At 60.4% G+C, this 14,961-nt stretch carries 11 protein-coding genes; 3 read left to right on the forward strand and 8 right to left on the reverse strand.

Annotated features, from left to right (window positions below; translation table 11 throughout):
- The first annotated feature begins 314 nt into the window (after window positions 1-314).
- Complete coding sequence (locus I1969_RS08785; RefSeq protein ID WP_195234636.1) at window positions 315-2,810, forward strand: phosphatidylinositol-specific phospholipase C; 2,496 nt, start codon at window positions 315-317, stop codon at window positions 2,808-2,810.
- A 96-nt stretch (window positions 2,811-2,906) separates the two neighbouring features.
- Here the strand turns inward: I1969_RS08785 and I1969_RS08790 are convergent, their stop codons facing one another.
- Complete coding sequence (locus I1969_RS08790; protein WP_138340451.1) at window positions 2,907-3,176, reverse strand: hypothetical protein; 270 nt, start codon at window positions 3,174-3,176, stop codon at window positions 2,907-2,909.
- Between the two features lie 168 nt (window positions 3,177-3,344).
- Between I1969_RS08790 and I1969_RS08795 the strand changes: the two genes are divergently transcribed.
- Entirely contained in the window at window positions 3,345-4,394 is a 1,050-nt protein-coding gene (locus I1969_RS08795) for a PDDEXK nuclease domain-containing protein (RefSeq protein WP_229028365.1), read from the forward strand.
- A gap of 426 nt (window positions 4,395-4,820) precedes the next feature.
- Here the strand turns inward: I1969_RS08795 and I1969_RS08800 are convergent, their stop codons facing one another.
- Window positions 4,821-6,158, reverse strand: coding sequence for a TFIIB-type zinc ribbon-containing protein (locus tag I1969_RS08800; RefSeq protein ID WP_195234638.1), 1,338 nt, complete (start codon window positions 6,156-6,158; stop codon window positions 4,821-4,823).
- Window positions 6,159-6,376: 218 nt separating this feature from the next.
- Between I1969_RS08800 and I1969_RS08805 the strand changes: the two genes are divergently transcribed.
- Window positions 6,377-7,558 carry a cation diffusion facilitator family transporter gene (locus I1969_RS08805; RefSeq protein WP_195234640.1) on the forward strand — a complete coding sequence of 394 codons (1,182 nt, stop codon included), beginning with the start codon at window positions 6,377-6,379 and terminating at the stop codon, window positions 7,556-7,558.
- Window positions 7,559-7,570: 12 nt separating this feature from the next.
- On the opposite strand, the gene I1969_RS08810 is transcribed toward I1969_RS08805, so the two are convergent.
- The 6 genes from I1969_RS08810 to I1969_RS08835 all read right to left on the reverse strand — a co-directional run bounded on the left by I1969_RS08810 (window position 7,571) and on the right by I1969_RS08835 (window position 14,884).
- Window positions 7,571-8,560, reverse strand: a complete 990-nt coding sequence (locus I1969_RS08810) for a hypothetical protein (protein ID WP_195234642.1) — start codon at window positions 8,558-8,560, stop codon at window positions 7,571-7,573.
- A gap of 180 nt (window positions 8,561-8,740) precedes the next feature.
- Window positions 8,741-10,408 carry a formate--tetrahydrofolate ligase gene (locus I1969_RS08815; RefSeq protein WP_195234644.1) on the reverse strand — a complete coding sequence of 556 codons (1,668 nt, stop codon included), beginning with the start codon at window positions 10,406-10,408 and terminating at the stop codon, window positions 8,741-8,743.
- A 144-nt stretch (window positions 10,409-10,552) separates the two neighbouring features.
- On the reverse strand, window positions 10,553-11,620 hold the full coding sequence (gene ruvB, locus I1969_RS08820; protein WP_022095140.1) for a Holliday junction branch migration DNA helicase RuvB: 1,068 nt from the start codon (window positions 11,618-11,620) through the stop codon (window positions 10,553-10,555).
- Window positions 11,620-12,240 (reverse strand): Holliday junction branch migration protein RuvA, encoded by a 621-nt coding sequence (ruvA, locus tag I1969_RS08825; protein WP_099431955.1) that lies wholly within the window; start codon window positions 12,238-12,240, stop codon window positions 11,620-11,622. The genes ruvB and ruvA overlap by 1 nt, the downstream gene beginning before the upstream one ends.
- Entirely contained in the window at window positions 12,240-12,761 is a 522-nt protein-coding gene (gene ruvC, locus I1969_RS08830; protein ID WP_118405685.1) for a crossover junction endodeoxyribonuclease RuvC, read from the reverse strand. Before ruvC ends, ruvA begins: the two co-directional genes overlap by 1 nt.
- A 137-nt stretch (window positions 12,762-12,898) precedes the next feature.
- A complete protein-coding gene (locus tag I1969_RS08835) occupies window positions 12,899-14,884 on the reverse strand; it encodes an NAD(+) synthetase (protein ID WP_195234646.1) in 1,986 nt (661 codons plus the stop codon).
- Between the last annotated feature and the right edge of the window lie 77 nt (window positions 14,885-14,961).

The raw sequence follows: 14,961 nt of genomic DNA on the forward strand, positions 1-14,961 counted from the left end.
TAAAGCCGTTTGTCTCCACCCGCGTAGCGGGTGGTTTAAAGCTGGCCGCTGCGCGGCCAGCGGACTAAAGTCTTGAACCCAGGGAGGGCCGGTAAACCGACCCTCCCTTTCTTATGCGGGTAGCCAACGAACGCGAGGATGCCGGACGCCGGAACCGCTCCAAATGTAGCAACAGTACGAAAACGACAAGCACCCCAACACGTCCGCCCGCCGATTTATTGCGCCGCGCAGACAATTAAACCAGCATCTTTAAACATCTGAGCAGTATAGTGACCAAAACTATCGCATAACCGCACTCTACGAATGGAGAAGTTATGACCGAACACCACGCCATCAGCCGCCGAGCATTTACGTTGGGCCTTGGACTCGCGGCGTTGTCGCCACTTGCAAGCCTGTCCGAAACCGCGGCATTGGGCATTGGCCCACGAGCGGCATTTGCAGACGACGCTGCCACAGCGTCGGTCAGCCTCGACAATTTCGTCATTCGCCTTCGCCCCGCGGGCTATTTTCGTACCGCGAGCGTCAACGAAGACGGCAACGTCATCGGCAACGTCTGCCATCTGTTTAATGACGGCACGTCCAGCAAGCTCATCCTTGAGAACGTAACGACCAAGAATGACGATACAAACTGGTATGCTATCCGCACCTTGCTCAATTTCGAAGAGCATAAAAAGACGGGCTACAGCATTTGGTCGGTCGATGGCGACTCGGACAAAGACGGAAAGGTCATCCACGTATGGAGTGGCGAGCATGACGGCAAGCCCAGTCGCTCTTTTGCGTTCGAGCGTCAATCAAACGGAACCTATATCATCCGAGACCGCACGGTCGAGAAAGAAACCGAGAAAAAAGACATTAAGTACCTGGCAATAGAATCGAACGGCGAAGGCCAGGACAACAATAAGATCTGCCATAAGAGTAAGAGTAAGAGCATTCCGTGGGAGCTCGAACTTATCGGTTACGACATGAAAAAGAACGATGCCACGGTTAGCAGCCTCGACTGGATTACGTACAGCAGCTACGTCGACGGACCATGTTGGATGAAATACGTCGACGACAACAAGTTCCTCGACGAGCTGAGCATCCCGGGCACGCACGATTCGGGCACCTGCAGCGTGGACAACGACACTGAGCCCCAATCCTCGCAAGTAAAATGCCAGCAGGATTACATTCCCACGCAGCTGCTCGAAGGCATTCGCTATTTTGATATCCGTCTCGGAAAGGGCAACAACCCTGGCATCGACCATGGGATGTACTACCTGCTCAAAAAAGACGCGTACTTTTTGCATCTTTCCGATGTCATAGGCTACTTCAAAACGTTTTTGAACGAAAACCCGACAGAAGCGCTCATCATGCTTGTATCACGAGGCAACGACGAGGCTACCGACGAAAGTGTTACGACGGCTTTCGCCAAGGTTTTGGACGACAACCCCAAACTGTTCTATACGTCGAGCCGCGTTCCCACACTGGGCGAGGTGCGCGGAAAGATCGTCCTGCTACGTCGATTTGGACTCGACGGCGACAGCGTAAGCGGCCACACGTGGGGACTCGACCTCACCGAATGGGATAACAAAATCGCAGCGCACACCGACAGCAGTTCCATGTGCCTCGTCCAAGACGCGCGGGGCTTTGAAGCCGCGGGGGAAACAGGCGACAAAGAGCCCTATTGCACCAAGGTATACGCCCAGGACAAGTACAAACTCACGGGAACCGACAAGCTCAGCTGGGTCGATAATGCGCTGAAGGAAACGACCGGGCGCACGCGCAACGAGGTAGATGTCGAGGACGATAACGGGGCCAAGGAGCAAGTCCTGGAGCGCTGCTGGTCTATCAACTACACCAGCTGCACGGGCTTGTCGCACGGAGGCAATCCTTTTACCTCGGCACGAGTAGTCAACGAGCATCTGTATAAGAGCCCGTACATCAACCCCAGCGGCACCGAGGATACAAAGTCAGATTACCTCAAGCACATTGGCATCATCGCATCCGACTTTGTTGATGCGGCGCTGGCCCGGAGCATCTACCAGCGCAATTACGATACGGAGCACAAGCAGACGGCTTCGTACTATCTCCCGTACTATCTCCCGACCCGCATGCGCATGACGTACGGCGACTCGCTGAGCGATGCCTCATTCCAGGACGGCAAGACCGTTGGCGAGGGTCATTTCCGCCTCGTCGACAGCAGCAACGTACTCAACGTGGCAGCTTCGGGCCATGCGTTTGCCATCGAATATGTGGATGTCGACGCCTTGGGCAACGAGACCGTTACGGAGCTGCGGGGCTCCGTGCCCATCGATATCGATCCACGCGCGCTGACGCCCCATTTTGAGGGACTCGAAGGCCTTAAGGCCGGCGAAGACGTGCGCGCCAAGATTGCGGCATCACTCGAGGGCAAGCTCGAAACCGATGCCTGCACGGCCCAGCTCGAGTTTGTGCACGACGCGAACGGCGCTCCGGGAACGGCGATGGCCGAGGGCGAGGCATTTACCGCGGGAACGTACTGGGTGCGCGTGAACGGTCTCTTGGGCGACGCGGCGCAGAGCTACACGCTCGCCAGCGATGGAGCCGCAAGCTTTACCGTAGCGGCCTCGGGCAGTGCAGGCGGCACCGGTAGCGGCACGGGTTCCAACGCAGACGGCGCCGACAAGAACGGCGGCGGCAACAAGAGCAAAGGCTCGACCGGAAAACTCGCCGACACGGGCGACGGCTCTGGCGTTGCCGCCGGGCTCGCTGCCGCCGCCGTGGCGACAACGGTCGCCGGCGCGGCGATGCTTGCCAATGACCGCGAAAACGTTGGGGACGACAGCGAATAGGCAAGCCCGCCTTTTAGACACATCGACTCAATTGGGGGGGGCGCAGAATACCGTTCTGCGCCCCGATTTTTACCTTAGCCCGAACACCGTTATCGGCTACATCACCATGTTCAGCGCATTCACGAACTCCTGAGCTTGGGAGCGGCTGCTCAGACTAAAGACACAGGCAGTCAACAGCCTGTTACGTAGGAAAACGTCGCGGCCCTTGATCCTGCTGACCCCCGTAATGTCCTTAAGATAAACAATCTCGGTGTGCTTGCCACCAAAAGTGCCCTTCTTGAGCACCTCGATGCGGTTAGGGTAGATCTTGACGTCTTTAAACCTACCCGAACCTTTGTCCTGGAACAGCAGCGTGTTGTTGTCCATACGCGTCACTCCCGCGGGGTTCGCTAAAACTGCCTCTATGGTCACATTTTAACCACCGCAAGGCTCCCATGCGAAGGTGCCAGACAACATAGCAATTCGTGTCCGCGCGAGGCTTTAAACTAAATGCGTTAAAGATGCATTCCACAAGAGGAAAGTGGGGCGACAGTGATGGGTGAACTAGTAAACCGTGGAGAATCGGCAATCGTGCCCGAAGGTTTTTACAAGCAGGTCTCCTCGATTCTCAACGCCGCTCGCGACAAGGCCTATACCGCCGTTAACTTTGCGATGGTTGAGGCATATTGGGAGATCGGCAAGAGTATTGTTGATGAACAGGGCGGAGAGGAGCGCGCCAAGTATGGCGATGCACTGATCGACGAACTTGCCGTTAGATTGACTAAGGATTTTGGCAGAGGCTTCAACGCCAGAAGCTTAAGATACATGCGTCAGTTTTATCTTGCGTTCCCAATCCGGAACGCGCTGCGTTCCGAATTGAATTGGACACATTACCGCAGGTTATCGCGTATAACCGACCCTGATGCTCGAACATGGTACATGAACGAATGCGCCGATTCTCGTTGGAGCACGCGTCAGCTCGAACGCCAGATCAACACCATGTTCCGCGAGCGCCTACTTGCCAGCAAGGACAAGGAGGCCGTCACCCAGGAAATCCAAAAGAGCGCCCCGGCTCGTCGCCCCGAGGATATCATCCGCGACCCATATGTACTGGAGTTTTTAGGTTTCTCGGACGATACTGCGTTTCGCGAGAGCGATCTAGAGCAGGCGCTCATCACGCATCTTCAGAAGTTCCTGCTGGAGCTTGGCCGTGGTTTCGCTTTCGAGGCGCGCCAAAAGCGCATCACCTTTGATGGGCGCCATTTCTATATTGACCTTGTTTTTTACAACTATCTGATGCGCTGCTTCGTGCTCATCGACCTTAAGACGGACGACCTTACGCATCAGGACCTGGGCCAGATGCAAATGTATGTGAACTACTACACGCGCGAGCTCATGAACGAAGGCGACAATCCGCCCATAGGCATCGTGCTCTGCGCGGACAAAAGCGATTCGATTGTCGAGTACACGCTGCCCGAAGACAACGACCAAGTGTTTGCCGCCAAATACCTGCCGTATCTTCCAAGCAAGGAAGAGCTGGCGCGCGAGCTGAGTGCCGAGTACCGCGCCATCAACGAAGCGACCAATGGCGAAACGCAAGGGTAGCAGCACGTTGCGACCGAAGCCACCGCAGCCGTCGCAGGCGCACTCGCGGTTGCGACGCACGCTACGAAACAATACCGGTCATGGACGCCGGCAACGACATTCTAGCCGTGGCTGGCGAGCGTGACCTGACAGCCCAAAGACGCGGCCTTCGTCTGATGTGGGTCCATTGGCTGCCACAGAAAAGGGCCGGTTGCAGCCGGCCCTTTAGACGATAATACCTGCGTTGCCCGCGCTTCCGAAGTGTGACTAGCTGAGGAGCGGGTTCCGCGGCACAATCTGATTTTACCCAGTGAGGAGGCTCTTTTGCAGCCGCTCCACTGTTTATTTACATCTGGCACCCTCAAACAATCAGACGGCAGCCCGCACTCCTGAGAGCTGCCCCGCACCCCCGGCCATCACCTTACGGCAACAACCGGTGCTACTCCCCTACTTCCCAAATAGCGCACCCAGCAGACCGCGGCGTTTGGGCTTCTCCTCTCGGTAGGAACCCTCGACGGCGGCTGCAACCTGGCGCGGTTGCTCGCCGCCTCCACGGCGCACGATCTGGTACAGGAAGGGCGATTTAACGTATTTGACCTCGACGGGCGTGGCGTGCACGGTGCTCTCACCGGACAGATGCAGGCTCGGGCTGAGCGGCGCCACGATATGCGTTTCGCGCTTGTCGCTAAACACCACCGCGGCCGCGCGGCCCGTCTGGCCGTTTACGGCAATGCGCACCTGCTCGCCATCGCGGCCGTCTGTCGCCGGACGATCGACAAAGTAGACCGGCACCATCACCAGGCCGTCCTTATGTTTGCGGGCCTTGCGCGCCCACATGCGAATGCTCTTTTTATTGAGCCCCAGTACAGCCTCGGCGTCGTTGCCCGCAACGTCGAGCGCCAACTTATCAATGACCACCTGGTCCTTGGTAGACGCATCGACTGAGACAACGCGAAAGTCACCTTCCTGCATGGCGGGATCGAACGGACCGACCTTGGCAAAGTCCCACGGCTCCAAAATGCCCATGAGGCGAACGTCCAGGTAGTTTGCCCTGGGGTATGCCCAGTCGAGCACCTCGTAGTACACCAAGGCCTCCTTGCTCAGGCCCTTGCCCGGGAAGCTCGCCATCATACGCAGGTCCGCCAGCGCCATGGGGAAATAGAAGAGCATCATGTCGTTTTGGATCGCGTCTTCCACGTCGTGCCCGGCAAAGGCATCCGGGTACTGGCGCACCAGCTGCAGCGCGTTGGCACGTGCCTGCTGCGGCGAGATTTCGCAGGGAATACCCTGCTCCGGCACATACTCCGCACCCACGCCCAAGGTCAGGCGCTTGCTAAACGTACCGGGCTTGAGCAGGTCGGCAACGCCGATCTTATTGCCGCAGGACGGGCACTCAAACACACGCTGCGTTGACTCGCCCTCAAAGGACGCTCCGCAGAAGGGGCAAGGAATGCTCACATGCGTGGCCTCTTGGAACTCCTGCGCCGTGCCGCGATCCTCCCACAGCAGATGTTCCAGGACCGACTGATTGCGCCAGTACGAATTGAAGAAATACCAGTCCGGGTCCTCCGGGCGCTCGAGTTGCGACACATGCGTGAGCTTGAGCAATCCATCCACCACCGTCAACGGCGTATGACGAATGCCCAAAGCGCTCTTGGGCTCTCCGGCGTCCGCCTGCCATGGGATGACCGTGCCGCAATAGGCGCACTCAAAGCTGCGTTTAGCTTGGTGTGAGTACATAGGGCCGCCGCAGTTTTGGCATTTGATGGCAAACATCTCGTCCATGGATACATTCTCCTTTGCGCAGGGGCTGTCGACATTAAGTATGTCGAGCAAACAGGCACATGCCCATACCCATGTGGCCCAAAATGGACCACCTTGGCAGACGGGAAGGCTCGCTCGTTAGCACCGGCAGACTATTGCTGCATTTTCTGAGCATCGGTGCACGGCGCCCCCGCGCGAGCTACACTATCCCCTTAAACATGATTGTGAGGACGACCGCTATGCTATTTGTAAATCGGCTGGTACATACGCTTGTTCCCGGCAGCGAGGGCGAGCCGGTCGATGCATCTTGCCGCACCAACGCGGGCTTTGCCGCAAGCCTCATCTGCATTGGCCTCAACATCACCCTGTGCCTGGCCAAGGGCATCGCGGGCCTGCTCGCCGGCTCCGTCTCGCTTATCGCCGATGCCTTCAACAACCTCTCCGATGCCTCGAGCAACATCGTGAGCCTGCTCGGGTTCCGCCTTGCCAGCCGCCCGGCAGACGAAGGCCACCCCTATGGCCACGGCCGCTACGAATACCTCGCCGGCCTGTTTGTCGCCGTCCTGGTTTGCGCCGTCGGCATCAACCTGATCCTGGAGTCAGCTACCAAGATCATCAAGCCCTCCCCCACCGCTTACACGCTCGTTTCCCTTGCGGCACTGGCTACATCCATGCTCGTTAAGCTCTGGATGGCCGCATTCAACCGCACGTTGGGCAACCGCATTGACTCGGAGACGCTCATCGCCACAGCACAGGACTCCAAAAACGACGTCATCACCTCGGGTTCGGTCTTAGCGGCGGCGCTTATTTCGCAGACGACCGGCTTTGACCTCGATGGCTGGGCAGGCCTGGGTGTGGGCATCTTCATCTGCATCAGCGGCATGGGCCTAGTGCGCGACGCCATCAGCCCGTTGCTGGGACAAGCGCCCGACCCCAAGCTCGTCCAGGCAATTCGCGACAAGATCATGTCCTATCCGCAGGTCTTGGGCACGCACGACCTGATGGTGCACGACTACGGCCCCGGTCGTCAGTTTGCCAGCGCCCACGTGGAGATGCCCGGCGAGGGCGACGCATTTGAGCACCACGAGATTTTGGACACCATCGAGCACGACATCAAGCGCCAAATGGGCATCGATATCACGCTGCACTGCGACCCTATCGCCACCACCGGCGACGACCTGCGCGGCTGGGTCAAGCGCGGCGTCATGCAGATCGACCCCGCGCTTTCCATCCACGACCTTCACGAACACGATGGCTTTGTGTCATTTGACCTTGTGCGCCCCGACGGCTTTGACATATCCGACGAGGAGCTGCTGGAGCTCGTCACGCGCATCGTGCACGAGCGCCGGCCCAACGTCTCATGCGTCGTCACGTTTGATTCGGGCTTTAGCTCGCCCGACCGTCCAGCAGAGCAGCTGTAGCCCACTTACCAGCTAGTTTCCCTGCGCGCCCGAGATGCCGTTTTGCAGCGCGTTCCAGGCATCCGTCGCCATATCACCCAGGTTCTGAGCGGTGTCGCCCAGGTTCTGGGCCGTGTCGCCCAGCTCTTGGGCCTTGTCTCCCAACTCCTGTGCCTTGTTGCTCAAGTCCTCCAGCGTATTGGAGCTCGAGTTGTCGGTACCGCTTTGGCCGTCGGACGAGTTGCCCGAGCTGTTCTTGTGCGTGAGCTGAATTTCGAGGTTGCCGCTGTCGTTATAGTAAGCAGAAGTAACGATCCAGTTGGCATCGACGACGGGTGTTGAGCCATCATCAGTCAGGACCACGGCATTCGAAAGATCGGCGCCGCGCGACTTGAGGAGCTTTTTGGCGTTGGACCAGTACTGCCCCGGGATATCGCTCAGATCGACGGTGCTAGACGAGGCGGACTCGGTTTGCTCGGCAGCGGTATCGGCCGTTGAACTCCCTCGCTTGTTGAGCATGCCCGACACGATGGCAAACACAACCGACAGCGCAAAGAAGATCGCCAGCACGATGAGGATCTTCTTGATCACGCTCGACGAACGCGACGGCTTCTTCTCCTCGTCCTCGCCATATTGCGGAATCGACTTGGGGTACTCGCGATACGGCTCGCGCGACTCGTAGCGAGGCTGCGCCGTGCGAGGCATATACGTCGTCTGCTGAGGCTGCGGAATAGGATTCTGCGGCAGGTTGTCATAGGGATTCGGTGTCGAGGCGGCATAAGAATCCTGCGACGCATAATCAAACGGGTCCGGAGCTGCGTTGCCATAGGGGCCTTGCGAAGATGCAGCATAAGAATCCTGCGCCGTGTCGCCATAGCCCATAACCCGGGTGGGCTCGGCAGAAGGCTGCGTCGCGGCGGGGTCGGTATAACCGCGGTTGGGAACAACGCGGGTCGCATCGGCGCTATCGCCAGCCTGCGCGGAACCGTAGCCGCCCATCACGGTTGTCTTGTCCTGATCCATGCAACGATTCCTTTCCGTCGCGCGTGAGCATCAAGTTATCCATGCATTCTACCCGCGCAAAAGCCTATGATGGGCAGAGCCCGTCGGTATCTACAAGACATGCGCGGGTCTAAGGATAAAAAAGCCCCGCCGGGCCTTGGTAGGCACGGCGGGGCGGGCTAGCAGCTATGGACAGCAGGCTTAGAACAGGCCGGTGATGTTGCCGTCGTTGTCGACGTCGATGTTCTCGGCCGCGGGGACCTTGGGCAGGCCCGGCATGGTCAGAACACTGCCAGTCAGTGCGACCACAAAGTGGGCACCGGCGGAAACCTTGAGCTCGCGCACCGTGATGCGGAAGTTCTCGGGAGCGCCCAGGGCCTTGGCGTTGTCGCTAAAGCTGTACTGCGTCTTGGCCACGCACACCGGCAGGTTGCCAAAGCCGTTCTCGCGCAGCTCGGCGAGCTGGCGCTTGGCGGCCGGCGTAAAGTCGACGCCGTCGGCGCGGTAGACCTTGGTGGCAATGGCCTCAAGAGCGTCGGCCACATCGGCGCCGTCCTCATAGGCAAACTTGAGCTCGCTCGGCTGCTCAATCAGACGCATGACCTCATCGGCAAGCTCGAGCGCGCCCTCGCCGCCCTTGGCCCAGACCTCGGAAAGCTTTACGTTGACGCCGAGCTTCTGACACTCGAACTCGATGAGCGCAAGCTCGGCCTCGGTGTCCGTCGGGAAGCGGTTGATGGCGACTACGCAGGGCAGACCATAAACGTTCTGGATGTTGTCGACGTGACGCAGCAGGTTGGGCATGCCGGCCTTGAGTGCCTCGAGGTTCTCCTCGTTGAGGTCGGCCTTGGCGACGCCACCGTTGTACTTCAGCGCACGAGCGGTCGCGACGACCACGACGGCGCTGGGGCGAACGCCCGTCATGCGGCACTTGATGTCGAGGAACTTCTCGGCACCCAGATCGGCACCGAAGCCGGCCTCGGTAATGGCGACATCGCCAAAGCGCATCGCCATACGCGTGGCCATGATGGAGTTGCAGCCGTGGGCAATATTGGCGAAGGGACCGCCGTGGACAAACGCGGGCGTACCCTCGAGCGTTTGCACCAGGTTGGGCTTGAGCGCGTCCTTAAGCAACGCGGCCATGGCACCCTGGGCCTTAAGGTCGCGGGCACGGACGGGCTCGCCGGCAAAGCTATAGCCGACGACAATCTCGCCCAAGCGTTCCTTGAGGTCGCTGATGCTCGTAGACAGGCACAGAATTGCCATGACCTCGGAGGCAACGGTGATGTCGAAGCCGTCCTCGCGCGGCACACCTTGGGCCTTACCGCCAATGCCATCGATAACATGGCGCAGCTGACGGTCGTTCATGTCGACAACGCGCTTCCAGGTGATGCGCTTAACGTCAATACCGAGCTGATTGCCCTGCTGGATATGGTTATCGAGCATGGCGGCCAGCAGGTTGTTGGCAGCACCGATGGCATGGAAGTCGCCGGTAAAGTGCAGGTTGATGTCCTCCATGGGAATGACCTGGGCCCAACCGCCGCCAGCGGCACCGCCCTTGACGCCAAAGACGGGACCGAGCGAAGGCTCACGCAGGGCCACGGCGCTCTTGATACCGCGACGACGCAGGCCATCGGCCAGACCGATGGTCGTGGTGGTCTTGCCCTCGCCCGCGGGCGTTGGGTTGATAGCGGTCACGAGGACGAGCTTGGCCTGGTGATCAGTCGGCTCGTTGAGCAGTGAATAGTCGACCTTAGCCTTGTCGAAGCCGTACGGAATAAGGTGCTTAACGTCGACGCCGGCGTTCTTGGCCACCTCGGTAATAGGCAGCGGCGTGACAGAACGTGCGATTTCGATGTCAGTAGGCATGGGCGGTCCTTTCGTTACCGAATGAGAAAAAGACCAATTCAGCATAGCACGGGCGCGCAATAGTAAAACGCCCATAACCGATGAACGGCGATATGTTTACCCGATGCCCAGCGATAGTCCAACAGCCCGCCAAAACAAAACGCCCTAAACGGTAGGTTCAATCCCCAGGTGCTCAAAGGTGCGGAGGGTTGCCTGACGGCCCTGCGGCGTACGAATCATCAATCCGCACTGCAGCAAATAGGGCTCATAGACATCCTCGAGCGTGCCCGGGTCCTCGCCCACCGCGCTGGCAAGGGTCGTAAGTCCCACGGCGCGACCGGAGAACGTCTTGGCGAGCGTCTCCAAAATGCGAATATCCATCCAGTCCAGACCGAGCTCGTCGATCTCGAAGAACTCGAGCGCCTGGCGACAGATATCGAGCTCGATGGGGCCGTTGCCGCGCACCTGTGCGTAATCGCGCACGCGCTTGAGCAGACGGTTGGCAAGACGTGGCGTGCCGCGCGAACGCGAGCCGATCTCGAGTGCACTGGGATGGTCGATCGTCACGCCCAGGATAGTCGCCGAGCGCGTCACAATCTGCGCGAGCTCCTCGACCGTGTAGTAATCCAGGCGATATGAAATGCCAAAGCGGTCGCGCAACGGGCCGGTCAACATGCCTGAACGGGTCGTTGCCGCCACCAGCGTAAACTTGGGGATATCCAAGCGAATCGAGCGCGCCGCCGGACCCTTGCCAATCACGATATCGAGGGCAAAGTCCTCCATCGCGGGGTACAGGACCTCCTCGACCGAACGGTTGAGGCGGTGGATCTCGTCGATAAACAGCACATCGCCCGGCTGCAAGTTAGTAAGGATGGCCGCCAGGTCGCCCGTGCGCGCGATGGCAGGGCCACTCGTGGTCTTGATCTGAGCGCCCAGCTCGTTGGCGATAACGGTGGCCAGCGTGGTCTTGCCCAGGCCCGGAGGACCCGAGAAGATCACGTGGTCGAGCGTCTCGCCACGGCTCTGCGCCGCTTCGATCAACACGCGCAGGCTCTGCTTGATGTGCTCCTGGCCGCAGTAATCGTCCAGGCGCTGAGGGCGCAAAGTGCGGTCGACATCGAGATCCTCGGCCGTCAGCTCCGAGCCCACCATGCGCTCGCCGTGCGCCATGGATGCCGCCGGCGAGTTACCGGGCGTCGCCCACAAGTCCTGAGAGTCATCGGCTTCCCACATCACGCATCCATTCCGAGTCGCTTAAGCGCCGCGCCGAGCAGATCCTCGACACGCATATTCTGCCCATCATACCCGCTCAGGGCAACATCGGTCTCCTGCGGGCTAAAGCCCATGGAAAGGAGTGCCGCACGGGCATCGTCGATCGCCGAGGGAGCGGCAGCGGGCACGGGCATCGCAACCTGTCCGGGAATCACGTCGACCGGCACAAAGCCCTTATCCTTGGCAAAGGTGCTCTTGAGTTCCAGGATCAGGCGCTGAGCTGTCTTTTTGCCCACACCGGGTACCTTGGCCATGCCCTTGTCGTCCTCGGCCATCACCAGCGAATACAGCTGCCCCACGGTATAGGTGGAAAGCACGGCAAGCGCCAGGCGCGGGCCAACGCCCGAAACGGACACGAGCCGGTCGAACATCGTGCGCTCATCCTTTGAGGAAAAACCGAAAAGTGTCATGGCGTCCTCGCGCACCTGCATACGCGTGTAGAGACGGACCTCGCCGCCGGGCGTCGGCAACGTGGCCGCAGTGCTGCCCGAGATGCCGAGTTCAAAGCCAACGCCCGACACATCGACGACAGCAGAGCTCATCGTGGACTCGACAAGCGTTCCGTGGAGCTGGGAAATCATCAGTATCCGGTTCCTCTCTGTTGATAGAACTCGCCACCGGTGAGGGCGCGGGTGCGGCTGAGGTTTACGTGGCAGATGGCGCAGGCCAGGGCATCGGCGGCATGGTCGGGATGCGGGTCGTGGTCGAGCTGTGTTAGCGTGCGTACCATATAGGCGACCTGCCGCTTGTCCGCGGCGCCGGTGCCCACCACAGCCTGTTTGATCTGCATGGGCGTGTACTCGCCAATCTCGAGCGCGCATTCCGAAAGCGCTACGAGTGCAGCACCGCGGGCATGCGCCGTGGGGATGGCCGAACGAACGTTGGCGCCAAAGTAGATGCTCTCGACAGCAGCTGTGTCGGGTCGATAACGCTCGACGACATCCTTAAGGTCACGGGCGATATGCGACAGGCGCACCGCAAGCGGGCTGCCCGCGCTGGTCTCGATGCAACCGTAGGCACGGCAGCGAACCTCGCCACGCCGCTCCTCGATAATCCCCCAACCCGTATGAGCCAAACCGGGGTCAATGCCCAAGATAACCAAGCCGACCTCCCCTCGCCACAAGCACAGCGCAAGACAGGGCCCCGCGCATCATTCACGAACGTCTGTTCTAGAATAACACAACGGGGCCAAGATGCTTAGTTGAAGTATCGGGGTTGGAAGCGAATCCTATCCCATAGTTAGTTCTGCGAGAAAAAGGGGAACTGCCTCGGATCTACTGGCGGGTGCGGCATCGGGCCACCCTGGGGACTACCTTGCGAGCCGCCCTGACCGCCCATCATCTTATCGATGGCGTCCTGAACCTCGCCCTCGAACTTTTTCATACCCTCATGCAGACGACGCTGACCGTCCTCAGAGCGCAGCTCCTCCATTTGCTCGGGCGAAATACCCAGTAGCTCGCCCAGCACACCCATCATCTCGTTTCGCACGCGCTCGCTCGTATCCTCGTCAGCAAAACGGCGCACCTCGGCGCGCGCCAGCGAATCGACCGTCATACGCTCCTTGCCGTTAAGCCCCAGGTCGGACCACGCGAGCATATACGGCCAGGCACGCTCGGCAAACGAACGGGCCGAGACGATCGGCGCCATCGGCAACATGCGGCGGGCAGCCTCACCCTGTCGAACGAGCATCAGCAGCAGCGAGCAGGCCTCAGGCTTGCCAGCGGCCATCGGGATGTCGTCGAAAGATCGATTGCGGTCCACGTGCGCCTCGAGCGCGCCATCGACCTCACCCGGCTCAAGCCCGCCGAGCAGCTGTGCCGCACGGTCGAGCATATCGACCGGACCGTCGAGCGTCGAGAGCGCCTGCGCCAGCACGCGCTCCATACAATCTTCCACTGCGTTGAGCGTCACGAGCTCTTGGGGCACCACGGCAGACGTGCGGTTGCGCACACGCGCCACAAACTCAAGCGTCGACAGGTACACATCGCCAAAGGGCGCAAAGTCGCCCTGGTAGCCGCCGCAAAGCGCCGGCGCCGCCAGCGCGTACTCGGTTTTGGACAGCGGGCTCAGCGCCATCGCACCCAGCTCGAGCGCCGTATCCTCCAGCATCAGGCCCAGCGTGCGCGAGCGCAGGCGCTCGGCATCGCCCGCCGACACGTCGCGATCGAGCACGCGCGCCGCATCCGGTGCATCGCGCTCGACGGTGCGAATGTGCAGACGCTCGGCGATGGCGCGGACGGCGGCACAGCGGGCAGCCTCGGCTTCTTCCTGCGCCGGCGTAAAGATACGGTTGCGCCCCAGCACCAGGCCAATCACATTGCGCGGGCCCAGAGCGTCGACGGCCAGCGCCGCCAGCAGGGACGACGGCAAGTCACCCTCGAGTGCCACCACAGCACGCGACGCACCGTGGGCTCGGGCGTTGTCGCGCACGGCGAGCACCAGCGCCTGCCACAGCCACTCCTCGGAACGGAACTCGGGCAGTTCGTGATCCTCCAGGGCATCGAGCATTACGCCGCGCTGAATCTCCTGAACCAGCAGGCTCTCCTCAAAGCACGGCGCCTGGGCTACCACGCGCCCGCAATCGTCGAGCACAAACGACCCGCCGGTATACACCGACTCGTCATAGGCGCCGACCGGCGCCATGCAGGCAAACCACACGCTGCGCTTGGAGGCGATCTTGCGGTAGGCACCGCTGCGCACGGCGGCGACGGCGGCGGTCTCGCGGTCGGTCATGTCAAACGCGTTGAATTGGAAATACGCAATGAGGTCAACGCCGGTCGGCAGCATCTCGAGCTCGCGATCCAGGTCAAAGATTACGGCGATGCGCACGCCGTCCACGTCGAACACCGGCGGCGCCCAACGGGTGTCGTTGCTCTCGCCACGCTGCAGGGCAATGCTCGAACGCGCCGGCACCACATGACCGTCCTTGAGCATCATGTAGTCGAGCAGCGGCTGGCCCTCAAACGAAACCGCCGCGGGCACGATGCAGATCATGTCAAGCTCCTGGATACGCTCGGCGACACCAGTCAAACCGGCAAGCACGTCGTGCTCAAAGTCGGCAGCGCCCACCAGGCCACCGGGCATGGCGCCCATAAAGAGCGGAGCCGGAACGCACAGCACGCGCGCCCCGCGCTCGTGGGCCAGACGAGCCTGGTCCTCGATGCGGCCGCAAATGCCCTCAATATCACCCAGGCGCATATCGATCTGTGCAAGTGCGAGCTTCATGGCCCAGCCCTTTCCGTCGTAAATCGTCGTTGTCGTAGTAAAAGCGCCGGCCGCATGATGCAGTCGGCGCTCGCATG

Source organism: Collinsella aerofaciens (assembly GCF_015548375.1).
Lineage (GTDB): Bacteria > Actinomycetota > Coriobacteriia > Coriobacteriales > Coriobacteriaceae > Collinsella > Collinsella aerofaciens_AB.